Origin of the sequence: Staphylococcus simiae (assembly GCF_017357005.1) — a bacterium.
Lineage (GTDB): Bacteria > Bacillota > Bacilli > Staphylococcales > Staphylococcaceae > Staphylococcus > Staphylococcus simiae_A.
In genome coordinates this window covers 2076470-2092063 of record NZ_CP071589.1, presented here as the reverse complement: position 1 = coordinate 2092063, position 15594 = coordinate 2076470, and the positions used below count along the sequence as shown (strand labels likewise).

Genomic DNA, 15594 nt, shown 5'->3' with positions numbered 1-15594 from the left:
AAATATTGCTGAATTAATATTTAATTATACTAATCAGTCTTACCAAAGTAGTACTAGGACATAAATCTTTCGAAAGTTAATTCTGTCGTACGTATTGTTCTTTTTCCAGTTATTGTATTGAAAATACCTATATTTTAGCGTATATTTATATACTGTAATTATTCATAATTATGCATAGATAATCATTTTAGGTTTAACTCTAATCATATATGAATTTTAATAGAAGAACATTAAGCGATATCGAAATAAATAGAAATGGATTGATAATATGGAAAGCTATTCTAAGAAAGAGATAGTGAAGGGCAGACTAAAATTTATCATTATGTCTTTAATAGGTATTATTTTATTCCTAGTACCTATCACTGTTACTGAAGATGGACAGAAACAAACTACATTACCTGTGGCGTTTTTAGCAAGTTTATTAAAAGATGCCCTTGGAGATGTAATGCCAATTTTAATTGTTATTATTATTACATTATCTGGAATTCTAACAATTTTTTGCTCCACAATATATAGAAATAAATTAAAACCACAAAGTTTATTAAATAACGCTTTTAACGTTAGAATTGGTTGGTTAATTTTACGTATCTTAGCAGTTATTTTTGTATGGATGACTTATCTACAGATTGGACCTAAATTAATATATTCTGAAGATACGGGTGGATTATTATTTACGAGTTTGCTTCCGACATTACTAGCAGTATTCTTTTTTGCGGCGCTATTCTTACCGCTATTAATGGAATATGGGTTGTTAGAAATGTTAGGACCTATTTTCAGGCCTATTATGAGACCACTATTTACATTACCTGGACGTTCAACAGTTGATAATTTAGCTTCCTTTATTGGAGATGGAACAGTTGGCGTGTTGATTACGAGTAGACAATATGAGGAAGGTTTTTATTCAAAACGTGAAGCTACAGTAATTTCAACAACATTTAGTGTTGTATCAATCACTTTTGCAATTGTTGTGGCAGAAACTGTACGTATGCAAAATCAATTTTTTGCATTTTATCTCTCGGTCATTGTGTCCTGTTTAGTTGCAGCGGTGATTATGCCTAGAATTTGGCCATTAAATAAAATACCTGATGAATACGCCAAAGATGTTCCAGAACATGCTAGAACTGAAAGTTTACCTGAAGGAAAAACAGCAATTAGTCACGGATTTGATATGGCAACTGAAGTGGGTATTAAAGCGCCAGGTTTTGTTGACTTCTTTAAAGCTGGATTTAAGACAGTTATAGATATGTGGTTTGTTATTTTACCGGTAGTAATGAGTATTGGAACAATTGCTACAATTATTGCAAACTATACACCATTTTTTGTTATATTAGGTAAACCATTTGTACCGATACTTGAACTAATGCAAGTTCCAGAAGCGGTGGAAGCATCACAAACGATTCTTATCGGTTTTGCAGATATGTTCTTACCATCTATTTTAATTGAAAGTGTGCATAATGAGTTAACAAGGTTTATAATTGGCGCACTAAGTATTTCTCAACTTATTTATTTATCAGAAGTAGGCGGTGTAATACTAGGTTCTAAAATACCTGTTAGCATTGGTAAGTTATTTATGATTTTCTTAATTAGAACAATCATTACTTTACCTATTATTTCATTAATTGCTCATTTATTATTATAAAATTTAAGATTAACGCTTTAAATAGAGTTGTTGATTCAGCATATACAATGAAAAACATAAAAAAATCAGTCATGGAGCCCTCAACCATGACTGATTTTTTTTAATACAATTTATTTTGTTAATTCATTGTAAACTTTTTGATCATTTTGAGTATAAATAATGTATTCGTGGTTATCAGTATCGATAATAACGCGATTTGTTTTACCAAATGTCGAACCAATTCGAGAAACATCTTTGCTATCTAATTCAGGTACTGCATGAATATCTTGATCTTGTGAAATTTTTTTGATGTCACTTGTAGGAATTTTGATATCAGCAACTCTCCATTGAATACGCACTTCATTATTATCTTTTTTTACTGTCATTGCCATTATTCAAACACATCCTTTAAATATTTTGTAAATTCATCATAAACTAAAATGTAATCGTTTTCAAGTATTTATGTGATACTTTTTTAAAATGTGTCATACTAATGAACTGAACCGAAAATATGTTCGTATTTTTATGTGGATTGTGCTAAAATAATAACATTAATAAAGGAGAATGATGATGACAGGTAAAACACATGCATCTTGTGGTGTATTAGTAGGGGCACTTACGACACAATATTTTCATACTGATTTATTTTCTTCAGTTACTATAATCATTATTGCAACGATAGCAAGCTTGCTGCCGGACATTTGTCATACTCAAAGTAAGATTGGACGTCGCTTTAAAGTGATTAGTTTTTTTATCCGCTTATTTATCGGACATCGGACATTTACCCACTCGATTCTGTTCATTATATTAATCGCATGTTTACTTCATCTTATACATACACCTATTTATTACATGGTTGCGGTTATTGCAGGATTAGCCTCACACATCATACTGGATATGCTTACTCCTAAGGGTGTGAAGTTATTTTATCCTTTACCATTCGATATTAAATCGCCAATAACCTTCAAGACAGGTGGATTAGTAGATTTGTCATTGGCTACTGCTTTAACTATAGGTGCAGTTTATGTTTTATTTCAGACATATATAGATGATATAATGAACTACTGGAATATTAAATTATTTTAAAAAGAAATAAAAATGGATTTCGGGCTATGTAGGAGGCAAATTATGCTAAACAAAAATCAATTAGCTAAATATAATCAAGACCATTTATACGAATATGAAAAATTAATGAGTACAAATGAAAAAGAAGCATTGGAAGAAAAATTAGCTACATTAGATTTAGAATTTATTAATGAACTTTATCAAGATTTGTATGTTAATAAGAAAACAATTGATGACGTGTCGTCAGTAACAGAAGTTAAATATGATATTAAAGATCAATTTAGCGCTGAAGAAATTACACGACTAGAACAAATGGGCTTAGATGCTATTAAAAATGGGCAATTTGCAGTGTTATTAATGGCTGGTGGACAAGGAACACGTTTAGGTTATAAAGGTCCTAAAGGTTCATTTGAAATAGAAGGAACAAGTCTGTTTGAATTACAAGCAAGACAACTGATTACATTACAACAACAAACTGGTCATACTATAGAATGGTTTATTATGACTAGTGATATCAACCATGAAGAAACGTTAGCATATTTCAAAGACCATAATTATTTTGGTTATGACAAAGAAGCTATCCATTTCTTTATGCAGGATAATATTGTTGCTTTGAGTGAACAAGGACAACTTGTATTAAATGAACAAGGCCGTATCATGGAAACGCCAAATGGTAATGGTGGTGTGTTTAAATCATTACAGAAATCTGGAAACTTAGATTTAATCATCGATAAAAACATTAAATATATTTTCTTAAATAATATTGATAATGTGCTAGTTAAAGTATTAGATCCATTATTCGCAGGATTTACTGTTGAATATGATAGAGATATCACGTCTAAAACGATTCAACCTAAGCCAGGAGAAAGTGTTGGTCGCTTGGTAAATGTCGATAGTAAAGATACTGTACTAGAGTATTCTGAATTGGATACTGAGGTCGCTAATCAATTTAATAACGCTAATATTGGTATTCATGCATTTAAAGTTGGTTTCATAAAAAATGCTGTAGAACGTCAATTACCATATCATTTAGCAATTAAACAATTAAATCAACTAGATGAAAATTTTGGTGTAGTTAAACAACCAACTTTAAAATTTGAATTATTCTATTTCGATATTTTCAAATATGCGACTAGTTTTGTAACGTTACAAGTTCCAAGAACTGAAGAGTTTTCTCCATTGAAAAATAAAGAAGGTAAAGACAGTGTAGAAACTGCTACTGAAGATTTGAAACGAATGAAACTAATATAGTATAGGCGGTGGTTATGATGTCCAAAGTGTCACAAAATAACAATAAAACTTTCACAGAATCATTTAAGGATATCATTCCGTTATCTTTTGGAGAAGAAATTGGTAATGCTGCATCACATGGTTTAGCTGCATTCGCAACGTTATTGATTCTGCCATATGCAGCTGTACATAGTTATTTGGAATTTGGTACATTAGGTTCGGTTAGTATGTCTATTTATATTATCGCTATATTTTTGATGTTCATATCGTCTACTGTCTACCATTCCATGCAAAATGACACACCTCATAAATATATTTTGAGAATTATAGATCATAGTATGATTTATGTTGCCATCTCTGGAACTTATACGCCAATATTATTAATTGTTGTAGGTGGTTGGATAGGTTGGACAGTGTTTATATTATTATGGGCAACAACTATTTGGGGCATTTTATATAAATCCATAGCTGTAAATGTCAATCACAAACTAAGTTTAATTGTTTATTTAGTAATGGGATGGGTTGGAGTGATTTTACTTCCTATTATATTTATTAGAACGTCTTGGATATTTATTTTATTTATATTTTTAGGTGGCTTATCTTACACAATTGGTGCTTGGTTTTATGCTCAAAAAAATAGAAGATATTTTCATATGATATGGCATGTTTTTATAGTTATAGCTTCATTACTACACCTAATTGGAATTTTATATTTTATGTAATACTACTAAGAGTGGGGAATAAACCCCGCTTTTTTTAATTGAATATCATTCTAATGGATTATTGTAAATCAAAAGTTAAAGGCATAAAATGAAAAAGTTATAAAAGTATAGAGATAGGTGAGAAACATATGTTTTATAAAGTTTATGTCGTAATCCCACCTCGACAAGACTGACTAGGATGATAAAACGTTGTTTTATCAACATTTTAAAACCAGACAGTTAATGCTAAATGCTTAATTTTAAGTGTAAAATGCTTTTTTTGGTCCTAGGATTATCTTTTTAAATTTTTCTATAACGGTCGCTATGCATCCGGGTAAGACTAACTAGGATTATAAAATGTTGAGTTGCTAACACTGTGTATAGTCTAAGCAGTTGCTGAGAAATGCACAATATTAAATATAGGGTGCCTTTTATTCTGAAATCTTAATAATCTTAATTTGTGAACAATAAGGAGGAATTAAATGAAATTAAAATCTATCATCACAGTATTTGCATTAATTTTAATTATGTTTATGGCTGCTATTGAAACATCAATTATTTCACTAGCCATGCCTACTATTAAACAAGATTTGCATGCTGGGAAATTGATATCATTAATATTTACAGCTTATTTTATAGCATTAGTCATAGCTAATCCTATAGTAGGTGAGTTATTAAACCGCTTTAAAATAATATATATCGCAATTATTGGGATACTATTATTCAGTATAGGTAGTTTAATGTCAGGTTTAAGTATTAATTTCCATATGTTAGTTATTGCAAGAGTAATACAAGGTTTTGGTGCTGGTGTGATGATGTCATTATCACAAATCGTTCCGAAATTAGCGTTTGAAATACCATTACGTTATAAAATTATGGGAATAGTTGGAAGTGTATGGGGGATTTCGAGTATAGTTGGACCATTATTAGGTGGAGGAATTTTAGAATTTGCTACATGGCATTGGTTATTCTTTATAAATATACCTATTGCAGTGATTGCAATTATATTAGTGATTTTCACTTTCCATTTTCCAAATGAAAAAACTGCAGATAAAGTTAAGTTTGACAGTAAAGGTTTAACATTATTTTATATTTTTATAGCATTAATTATGTTTAGTTTGTTAAACCAACAACATTTATATTTAAATGTAATATCATTTGTATTAGCTGTCATGGTAGCAGTTACATTATTTAAGGTAGAGAAAAAAATAACACAACCATTTTTACCAGTAGTAGAATTTAACAGAACCATTTCACTTGTTTTTGTTACAGATATGTTAACTGCATTGGCTTTAATGGGATTCAATTTATATATTCCTGTTTATTTACAAGAACATTTAAAGCTATCTCCTTTACAAAGTGGATTAGTTATCTTTCCGTTATCGTTATCTTGGATAATTTTAAACTTTAATTTGTATCGCTTAGAAAAGGTGTTTTCAAGAAAAACACTATACTTAAGTGCGTTTTCATTGATACTTATCACAAGCATTATCATAGCAATAGGTTTGAAATCACCAATCATTATTGCATTTGCGGTAATATTAGCAGGTTGTAGTTTTGGATTTATCTATACTAAAGATAGTGTTATTGTTCAAGAAGAAACTAGCCCGATTCAAATGAAAAAGATGATGTCTTTTTATGCTTTAACTAAAAACTTAGGCTCATCGATAGGATCAACAATAATGGGTTATTTATATGCATTGAAAGTAGGTTGGTTTGGAGCGAATCTTCATAATGTATTAGGTGCCGCGTCAGTTATATTTATAATTTTAATGATTGTTTGGCTTACTATTTATAAAAATCAAACAGTCGAATCAAATAGATAGAAATTAAATAAAATTTGATGTAATGTTGTTAAAGTAGAAAGTATTTAATGGCTAACAAAGTAGATAGCATAAATATGTATAAGTAATAAAAGGAGGACAATAGTTATGAATTCTTTAAAACATAGGTTTTATAATTTGTTAACTACACTGATTGTCCTCTTTATTTTTATTATATCAGGTGCTATATTTTTAATGTTTTTAGGATTCGGTTTGTATGGTTTGAGTAGAATATTGATCTATTATGATTTAGGAAGATTTTCTTATAATAAAAGTGGCTATGATAACTTAATATATTATGGCAGTTATATTCTTTTTGGTTATTTTATTATTGTTGCTGTAGAGCATTTGATGGATTATTTCAGGACAATGTTACCTTCTAATCCTTATTTTAATGGTGCAACGTTTCATTTAATATCATATGCAGTAATTACCACTTTATTTTACTTCATCATACATTTAAACTACGTATACATTAACATAGATTTTTGGGTAATTATGGTCATTATCGGTTTCCTATATGTATGTAAATTACAATTTTATCCTGATAGTAAAAATTTAAATAATAAAGAATAGAGAAAGAAGTTTGAATCATTCTAGATTCTGACTTCTTTTTATTAACAATTTTAGGGTAAGTAATAGTGGTGAAGAAATTATTTATATTTCTAAAAGGAGGTTGCAAATGAATAATATTGAAATATCTATAAGAAGACGTAACTTTATAGTAGCTGTTATGTTGATAAGTGCCTTTGTTGCTATATTAAACCAAACATTATTAAATACTGCATTGCCGAGTATTATTAGAGAATTGAATATTAGTGAAAATACTTCCCAATGGTTAATTACAGGTTTTATGTTAGTTAATGGTGTAATGATTCCGTTAACTGCATATTTTATGGATAGAATAAGAACTAGACCTTTATATTTAGCAGCGATGGGGACATTTTTAATTGGTTCCATAGTTGCAGCTTTAGCGCCAAATTTTGCAATATTAATGTTAGCGAGAGTGATTCAAGCTATTGGGGCAGGAGTATTAATGCCTTTAATGCAATTTACATTATTTACATTATTTAGTAAGGAACAACGTGGTTTTGCAATGGGCTTAGCTGGACTAGTGATACAATTTGCTCCAGCATTAGGACCTACTGTAACTGGATTAATTATTGATCATGCAAGTTGGAGAGTACCATTTATTATAATTGTTGGTATTGCATTAATTGCATTTATTTTTGGTTGGATATTTATCTCTAGTTACAATGAAATTAAATATACTAAGTTAGATAAAAGATCAGTGGTTTATTCAACATTTGGTTTTGGTATAATGCTATATGCATTTAGTACTGCTGGTGATTTAGGCTTTACAAGTCCATTTGTCATTGTGTCATTAATCATTAGTTTGATTATTATATTAATATTTGTAAAAAGACAGTTTAATATAAGTAATGCATTATTGAATTTGCGTGTTTTTAAAGATAAAACATTTAGTTTTTGTACTATAAGTTCAATGATTATTATGATGTCAATGGTTGGACCGGCATTGCTGATTCCATTATATGTCCAAAATGGCTTAGGATTATCAGCTATGTTATCTGGGTTAGTAATTATGCCTGGTGCTATTATTAATGGTATTATGTCAATCTATACTGGTAAATTTTATGATACTTATGGACCTAGACCACTAATTTATACTGGTTTCACGTTGTTAATCACTACAACTATCATGTTGAGCTTTTTGCATACAGATACGTCGTACACATATTTAATTATTGTTTATGCTATAAGAATGTTTTCAGTCTCATTATTAATGATGCCTATAAATACGACTGGCATAAATTCACTGAAAAATGATGATATATCTCACGGAACAGCAATTATGAACTTTGCTCGAGTTATGGCTGGATCTTTAGGTACAGCGTTAATGGTTACACTTATGAGTTTTGGAGCAAAAATGTTCGCACCAACAACAAATGAGCATTTAAGTGCAAGTGCGATCAAACAACAATCTGTAGCTATAGGTGTAGATATTTCATTTGCTTTCGTGTCAGTACTTGTTATCATTGCTTTTGGTTTCGCATTATTTATAAAAGAACCGAGAGAACTAGCAAAAAATAGACGAAAAGTATAATAGAAAGAAGTTAGTCAATGATTTATAGGCTAACTTCTTTTTTTATTGATTGAAAAGCTTTATAATTTATAGGAAAGACTACGTAAAGCTATGACATTTGTTGTTATGTAGATATATTAAATTATTTAAGGGGGATTTACTTTGTTAACGGTAGATCAAGTTAAGGAATTAGTAGGAGAGATAAAAGATCCTATTATAGATGTTCCTTTAAAAGAAACTAATGGAATAGTTGAAGTTTCAATTAAAGAAGAAAAAGAACATGTTAGTGTTAAATTAGCAATGGCCCAATTAGGTGGAGCACCACAACTCGATTTACAAATGGCAGTTGTAGAGAAATTGAAAGAAAACGGTGCTAAAACTGTAGGCATACGTTTTGAGGAATTATCAGAAGAAACAGTGAATAAGTTTAAGCCGAAAGAAGAAAATAAACCTAAAACAATCGAAGGTATATTGTCTCAAAATAATCCAGTTGAATTTATTGCTGTGGCATCAGGTAAAGGTGGCGTAGGTAAATCTACAGTTGCAGTTAATTTAGCAGTTTCTTTAGCTAGAGAAGGGAAGAAAGTTGGATTAGTTGATGCTGATATTTATGGATTTAGTGTTCCTGATATGATGGGAATAGATGAGAAACCAGGTATAAAAGGCAAAGAAGTAATACCTGTTGAACGTCACGGAGTTAAAGTGATTTCAATGGCCTTCTTTGTTGAAGAAAATGCCCCAGTAATATGGAGAGGCCCTATGCTAGGTAAAATGTTAACGAACTTCTTTACTGAAGTTAAATGGGGAGATATTGATTATCTTATTTTAGATTTACCACCAGGCACAGGAGATGTAGCATTGGATGTACATACTATGTTGCCTTCTAGTAAAGAAATAATAGTTACAACACCTCATCCAACTGCTGCTTTTGTTGCTGCAAGAGCAGGAGCGATGGCTAAACATACTGAACACTCAATATTAGGTGTTATAGAAAATATGAGTTATTTTGAAAGTAAAGAAACAGGTAATAAAGAGTATGTATTTGGTAAAGGTGGGGGAACTAAATTAGCAGATGAATTACAAACTCAACTTTTAGGAGAACTACCTTTAGAGCAACCATCATGGAACCCTAAAGACTTCTCACCATCTATTTATCAACCAGATGATAATTTAGGTAAGATATATCAATCAATAGCGCAAAAAGTTATTGCTGCTACTAATAAATAGTAATAATATAAACTAAACGTACAAAAATTACTTTATTTTTGTACGTTTTTCTATTGTAATGAATTATAAAGCTGGTAGAATATATTCTTGTGACAGGAAAGTAACTAGAAACAAATTAAATCTTTTCACAAAAGTTATTGACTTTAATAATTAAAGTTGATAATATATAAAAGTCGTCAAAACGACAAGTTGTTTCACAAGAAAGAAAATCAAAAGTGTAAAACTTACTATTGAATTCTTTCAACAAACAATATAAACTAATAAAAGTAATCTCGAAAAAAGTTATTGACTTTCGGAAATGAAAGTTATACAATATGAGAGATTGAAAAAATAATGAACATTGAAAACTGAATAACAATATGTCAACGTTAATTCCAAAAACGTAACATTAAGTTACAAACATTATTTAGTATTATGAGCTAATCAAACATCATAAATTTTTATGGAGAGTTTGATCCTGGCTCAGGATGAACGCTGGCGGCGTGCCTAATACATGCAAGTCGAGCGAACAGATGAGAAGCTGGCTTCTCTGATGTTAGCGGCGGACGGGTGAGTAACACGTGGATAACCTACCTATAAGACTGGGATAACTTCGGGAAACCGGAGCTAATACCGGATAATATATTGAACCGCATGGTTCAATAGTGAAAGATGGTCTTGCTATCACTTATAGATGGATCCGCGCTGCATTAGCTAGTTGGTAAGGTAACGGCTTACCAAGGCAACGATGCATAGCCGACCTGAGAGGGTGATCGGCCACACTGGAACTGAGACACGGTCCAGACTCCTACGGGAGGCAGCAGTAGGGAATCTTCCGCAATGGGCGAAAGCCTGACGGAGCAACGCCGCGTGAGTGATGAAGGTCTTCGGATCGTAAAACTCTGTTATTAGGGAAGAACATATGTGTAAGTAACTGTGCACATCTTGACGGTACCTAATCAGAAAGCCACGGCTAACTACGTGCCAGCAGCCGCGGTAATACGTAGGTGGCAAGCGTTATCCGGAATTATTGGGCGTAAAGCGCGCGTAGGCGGTTTTTTAAGTCTGATGTGAAAGCCCACGGCTCAACCGTGGAGGGTCATTGGAAACTGGAAAACTTGAGTGCAGAAGAGGAAAGTGGAATTCCATGTGTAGCGGTGAAATGCGCAGAGATATGGAGGAACACCAGTGGCGAAGGCGACTTTCTGGTCTGTAACTGACGCTGATGTGCGAAAGCGTGGGGATCAAACAGGATTAGATACCCTGGTAGTCCACGCCGTAAACGATGAGTGCTAAGTGTTAGGGGGTTTCCGCCCCTTAGTGCTGCAGCTAACGCATTAAGCACTCCGCCTGGGGAGTACGACCGCAAGGTTGAAACTCAAAGGAATTGACGGGGACCCGCACAAGCGGTGGAGCATGTGGTTTAATTCGAAGCAACGCGAAGAACCTTACCAAATCTTGACATCCTTTGACAACTCTAGAGATAGAGCCTTCCCCTTCGGGGGACAAAGTGACAGGTGGTGCATGGTTGTCGTCAGCTCGTGTCGTGAGATGTTGGGTTAAGTCCCGCAACGAGCGCAACCCTTAAGCTTAGTTGCCATCATTAAGTTGGGCACTCTAAGTTGACTGCCGGTGACAAACCGGAGGAAGGTGGGGATGACGTCAAATCATCATGCCCCTTATGATTTGGGCTACACACGTGCTACAATGGACAATACAAAGGGCAGCGAAACCGCGAGGTCAAGCAAATCCCATAAAGTTGTTCTCAGTTCGGATTGTAGTCTGCAACTCGACTACATGAAGCTGGAATCGCTAGTAATCGTAGATCAGCATGCTACGGTGAATACGTTCCCGGGTCTTGTACACACCGCCCGTCACACCACGAGAGTTTGTAACACCCGAAGCCGGTGGAGTAACCTTTTAGGAGCTAGCCGTCGAAGGTGGGACAAATGATTGGGGTGAAGTCGTAACAAGGTAGCCGTATCGGAAGGTGCGGCTGGATCACCTCCTTTCTAAGGATATATTCGGAACATCTTTTTAGAAGATGCGGAATAACGTAGACATATTGTATTCAGTTTTGAATGTTTATTAACATTCATTTGTACATTGAAAACTAGATAAGTAAGTAAAAATAGATTTTACCAAGCAAAACCGAGTGAATAAAGAGTTTTAAATAAGCTTGAATTCATAAGAAATAATCGCTAGTGTTCGAAAGAACACTCACAAGATTAATAACGCGTTTCAATTTTATTTTGTTTAAGAAGATGTTTAACGTTGGATTAGCAAAATGGTGGAAACATAGATTAAGTTATTAAGGGCGCACGGTGGATGCCTTGGCACTAGAAGCCGATGAAGGACGTTACTAACGACGATATGCTTTGGGTAGCTGTAAGTAAGCGTTGATCCAGAGATTTCCGAATGGGGAAACCCAGCATGAGTTATGTCATGTTATCGATATGTGAATACATAGCATATCAGAAGGCACACCCGGAGAACTGAAACATCTTAGTACCCGGAGGAAGAGAAAGAAAAATCGATTCCCTGAGTAGCGGCGAGCGAAACGGGAAGAGCCCAAACCAACAAGCTTGCTTGTTGGGGTTGTAGGACACTCTGTACGGAGTTACAAAGGACGATATTAGACGAATCATCTGGAAAGATGAATCAAAGAAGGTAACAATCCTGTAGTTGAAAATATTGTCTCTCTTGAGTGGATCCTGAGTACGACGGAGCACGTGAAATTCCGTCGGAATCTGGGAGGACCATCTCCCAAGGCTAAATACTCTCTAGTGACCGATAGTGAACCAGTACCGTGAGGGAAAGGTGAAAAGCACCCCGGAAGGGGAGTGAAATAGAACCTGAAACCGTGTGCTTACAAGTAGTCAGAGCCCGTTAATGGGTGATGGCGTGCCTTTTGTAGAATGAACCGGCGAGTTACGATTTGATGCAAGGTTAAGCAGTAAATGTGGAGCCGTAGCGAAAGCGAGTCTGAATAGGGCGTTTAGTATTTGGTCGTAGACCCGAAACCAGGTGATCTACCCTTGGTCAGGTTGAAGTTCAGGTAACACTGAATGGAGGACCGAACCGACTTACGTTGAAAAGTGAGCGGATGAACTGAGGGTAGCGGAGAAATTCCAATCGAACCTGGAGATAGCTGGTTCTCTCCGAAATAGCTTTAGGGCTAGCCTCAAGTGATGATTATTGGAGGTAGAGCACTGTTTGGACGAGGGGCCCTTCTCGGGTTACCGAATTCAGACAAACTCCGAATGCCAATTAATTTAACTTGGGAGTCAGAACATGGGTGATAAGGTCCGTGTTCGAAAGGGAAACAGCCCAGACCACCAGCTAAGGTCCCAAAATATATGTTAAGTGGAAAAGGATGTGGCGTTGCCCAGACAACTAGGATGTTGGCTTAGAAGCAGCCATCATTTAAAGAGTGCGTAATAGCTCACTAGTCGAGTGACACTGCGCCGAAAATGTACCGGGGCTAAACATATTACCGAAGCTGTGGATTGTCCTTTGGACAATGGTAGGAGAGCGTTCTAAGGGCGGTGAAGCATGATCGCAAGGACATGTGGAGCGCTTAGAAGTGAGAATGCCGGTGTGAGTAGCGAAAGACGGGTGAGAATCCCGTCCACCGATTGACTAAGGTTTCCAGAGGAAGGCTCGTCCGCTCTGGGTTAGTCGGGTCCTAAGCTGAGGCCGACAGGCGTAGGCGATGGATAACAGGTTGATATTCCTGTACCACCTATAATCGTTTTAATCGATGGGGGGACGCAGTAGGATAGGCGAAGCGTGCGATTGGATTGCACGTCTAAGCAGTAAGGCTGAGTACTAGGCAAATCCGGTACTCGTGAAGGCTGAGCTGTGATGGGGAGAAGACATTGTGTCTTCGAGTCGTTGATTTCACACTGCCGAGAAAAGCCTCTAGATAGAAAATAGGTGCCCGTACCGCAAACCGACACAGGTAGTCAAGATGAGAATTCTAAGGTGAGCGAGCGAACTCTCGTTAAGGAACTCGGCAAAATGACCCCGTAACTTCGGGAGAAGGGGTGCTCTTTAGGGTTAACGCCCAGAAGAGCCGCAGTGAATAGGCCCAAGCGACTGTTTATCAAAAACACAGGTCTCTGCTAAACCGTAAGGTGATGTATAGGGGCTGACGCCTGCCCGGTGCTGGAAGGTTAAGAGGAGTGGTTAGCTTCTGCGAAGCTACGAATCGAAGCCCCAGTAAACGGCGGCCGTAACTATAACGGTCCTAAGGTAGCGAAATTCCTTGTCGGGTAAGTTCCGACCCGCACGAAAGGCGTAACGATTTGGGCACTGTCTCAACGAGAGACTCGGTGAAATCATAGTACCTGTGAAGATGCAGGTTACCCGCGACAGGACGGAAAGACCCCGTGGAGCTTTACTGTAGCCTGATATTGAAATTCGGCACAGCTTGTACAGGATAGGTAGGAGCCTTTGAAACGTGAGCGCTAGCTTACGTGGAGGCGCTGGTGGGATACTACCCTAGCTGTGTTGGCTTTCTAACCCGCACCACTTATCGTGGTGGGAGACAGTGTCAGGCGGGCAGTTTGACTGGGGCGGTCGCCTCCTAAAAGGTAACGGAGGCGCTCAAAGGTTCCCTCAGAATGGTTGGAAATCATTCATAGAGTGTAAAGGCATAAGGGAGCTTGACTGCGAGACCTACAAGTCGAGCAGGGTCGAAAGACGGACTTAGTGATCCGGTGGTTCCGCATGGAAGGGCCATCGCTCAACGGATAAAAGCTACCCCGGGGATAACAGGCTTATCTCCCCCAAGAGTTCACATCGACGGGGAGGTTTGGCACCTCGATGTCGGCTCATCGCATCCTGGGGCTGTAGTCGGTCCCAAGGGTTGGGCTGTTCGCCCATTAAAGCGGTACGCGAGCTGGGTTCAGAACGTCGTGAGACAGTTCGGTCCCTATCCGTCGTGGGCGTAGGAAATTTGAGAGGAGCTGTCCTTAGTACGAGAGGACCGGGATGGACATACCTCTGGTGTACCAGTTGTCGTGCCAACGGCATAGCTGGGTAGCTATGTATGGACGGGATAAGTGCTGAAAGCATCTAAGCATGAAGCCCCCCTCAAGATGAGATTTCCCAACTTCGGTTATAAGATCCCTCAAAGATGATGAGGTTAATAGGTTCGAGGTGGAAGCATGGTGACATGTGGAGCTGACGAATACTAATCGATCGAAGACTTAATCAATTAAATGTTTTGCGAAGCACAATCATTTTTACTTACTATCTAGTTTTGAGTGTATAACTTACATTCTTATTTGTCTGGTGACTATGGCAAGGAGGTCACACCTGTTCCCATGCCGAACACAGAAGTTAAGCTCCTTAGCGCCGATGGTAGTCGGACTTACGTTCCGCTAGAGTAGGACGTTGCCAGGCAAATATTTATTATTATTCCACAGTAGCTCAGTGGTAGAGCTATCGGCTGTTAACCGATCGGTCGTAGGTTCGAGTCCTACCTGTGGAGCCATGGCTCCTTGGTCAAGCGGTTAAGACACCGCCCTTTCACGGCGGTAACACGGGTTCGAGTCCCGTAGGAGTCATTATTTTGGAGAATTAGCTCAGCTGGGAGAGCATCTGCCTTACAAGCAGAGGGTCGGCGGTTCGAACCCGTCATTCTCCACCATTTTGATTAATTTAATATGTCGGAGGGGTAGCGAAGTGGCTAAACGCGGCGGACTGTAAATCCGCTCCTTCGGGTTCGGCAGTTCGAATCTGCCCCCCTCCACCATCTATAATTGGGCTATAGCCAAGCGGTAAGGCAACGGACTTTGACTCCGTCACTCGTTGGTTCGAATCCAGCTAGCCCAGCCA

At 36.5% G+C, this 15594-nt stretch carries 9 protein-coding genes, 5 tRNA genes and 3 rRNA genes; 16 read left to right on the top strand and 1 reads right to left on the bottom strand.

What is annotated here, in order from left to right:
* Positions 1–268 precede the first annotated feature (268 nt).
* The gene (locus tag J3R86_RS09630) at positions 269–1639 is read left to right on the top strand and encodes a YjiH family protein (protein ID WP_207517107.1); all 1371 of its coding nucleotides are present in this window, start codon (positions 269–271) and stop codon (positions 1637–1639) included.
* A 110-nt stretch (positions 1640–1749) separates the two neighbouring features.
* Here the strand turns inward: J3R86_RS09630 and J3R86_RS09625 are convergent, their stop codons facing one another.
* Positions 1750–2010 (bottom strand): SunI/YnzG family protein, encoded by a 261-nt coding sequence (locus J3R86_RS09625; RefSeq protein ID WP_002461516.1) that lies wholly within the window; start codon positions 2008–2010, stop codon positions 1750–1752.
* Positions 2011–2188: 178 nt separating this feature from the next.
* On the opposite strand from J3R86_RS09625, the gene J3R86_RS09620 reads away from it, so the two are divergent.
* The 15 genes from J3R86_RS09620 (at position 2189) to J3R86_RS09550 (ending at position 15594) form a co-directional block, all read left to right on the top strand.
* Positions 2189–2704, top strand: a complete 516-nt coding sequence (locus J3R86_RS09620; RefSeq protein ID WP_207517106.1) for a metal-dependent hydrolase — start codon at positions 2189–2191, stop codon at positions 2702–2704.
* Between the two features lie 42 nt (positions 2705–2746).
* The gene (locus tag J3R86_RS09615) at positions 2747–3934 is read left to right on the top strand and encodes a UTP--glucose-1-phosphate uridylyltransferase (protein ID WP_207517105.1); all 1188 of its coding nucleotides are present in this window, start codon (positions 2747–2749) and stop codon (positions 3932–3934) included.
* 17 nt (positions 3935–3951) lie between these two features.
* The gene (gene trhA, locus J3R86_RS09610; protein ID WP_207517104.1) at positions 3952–4635 is read left to right on the top strand and encodes a PAQR family membrane homeostasis protein TrhA; all 684 of its coding nucleotides are present in this window, start codon (positions 3952–3954) and stop codon (positions 4633–4635) included.
* 461 nt (positions 4636–5096) lie between these two features.
* Positions 5097–6440 (top strand): multidrug efflux MFS transporter SdrM, encoded by a 1344-nt coding sequence (gene sdrM, locus J3R86_RS09605; RefSeq protein ID WP_207517103.1) that lies wholly within the window; start codon positions 5097–5099, stop codon positions 6438–6440.
* A gap of 99 nt (positions 6441–6539) precedes the next feature.
* Complete coding sequence (locus J3R86_RS09600) at positions 6540–7013, top strand: SepA family multidrug efflux transporter (RefSeq protein ID WP_207518546.1); 474 nt, start codon at positions 6540–6542, stop codon at positions 7011–7013.
* 106 nt (positions 7014–7119) lie between these two features.
* Complete coding sequence (locus tag J3R86_RS09595) at positions 7120–8562, top strand: MDR family MFS transporter (RefSeq protein WP_207517102.1); 1443 nt, start codon at positions 7120–7122, stop codon at positions 8560–8562.
* Between the two features lie 141 nt (positions 8563–8703).
* Entirely contained in the window at positions 8704–9768 is a 1065-nt protein-coding gene (locus tag J3R86_RS09590; protein ID WP_207517101.1) for an Mrp/NBP35 family ATP-binding protein, read from the top strand.
* A gap of 439 nt (positions 9769–10207) precedes the next feature.
* Positions 10208–11759: ribosomal RNA gene (locus J3R86_RS09585) — 16S ribosomal RNA — on the top strand.
* A 289-nt stretch (positions 11760–12048) separates the two neighbouring features.
* Positions 12049–14971 (top strand): 23S ribosomal RNA (locus J3R86_RS09580).
* A 73-nt stretch (positions 14972–15044) separates the two neighbouring features.
* Positions 15045–15159, top strand: a 5S ribosomal RNA gene (rrf, locus tag J3R86_RS09575).
* The 16S, 23S and 5S rRNA genes sit together here with 5 tRNA genes alongside, the layout of an rRNA operon.
* A 16-nt stretch (positions 15160–15175) precedes the next feature.
* Positions 15176–15250: transfer RNA gene (locus J3R86_RS09570), tRNA-Asn, on the top strand.
* Position 15251: 1 nt separating this feature from the next.
* Positions 15252–15323: transfer RNA gene (locus J3R86_RS09565), tRNA-Glu, on the top strand.
* 7 nt (positions 15324–15330) lie between these two features.
* A tRNA-Val gene (locus J3R86_RS09560) sits at positions 15331–15406 on the top strand.
* Between the two features lie 21 nt (positions 15407–15427).
* Positions 15428–15511 (top strand) — tRNA-Tyr (locus J3R86_RS09555).
* 8 nt (positions 15512–15519) lie between these two features.
* Positions 15520–15594: transfer RNA gene (locus tag J3R86_RS09550), tRNA-Gln, on the top strand.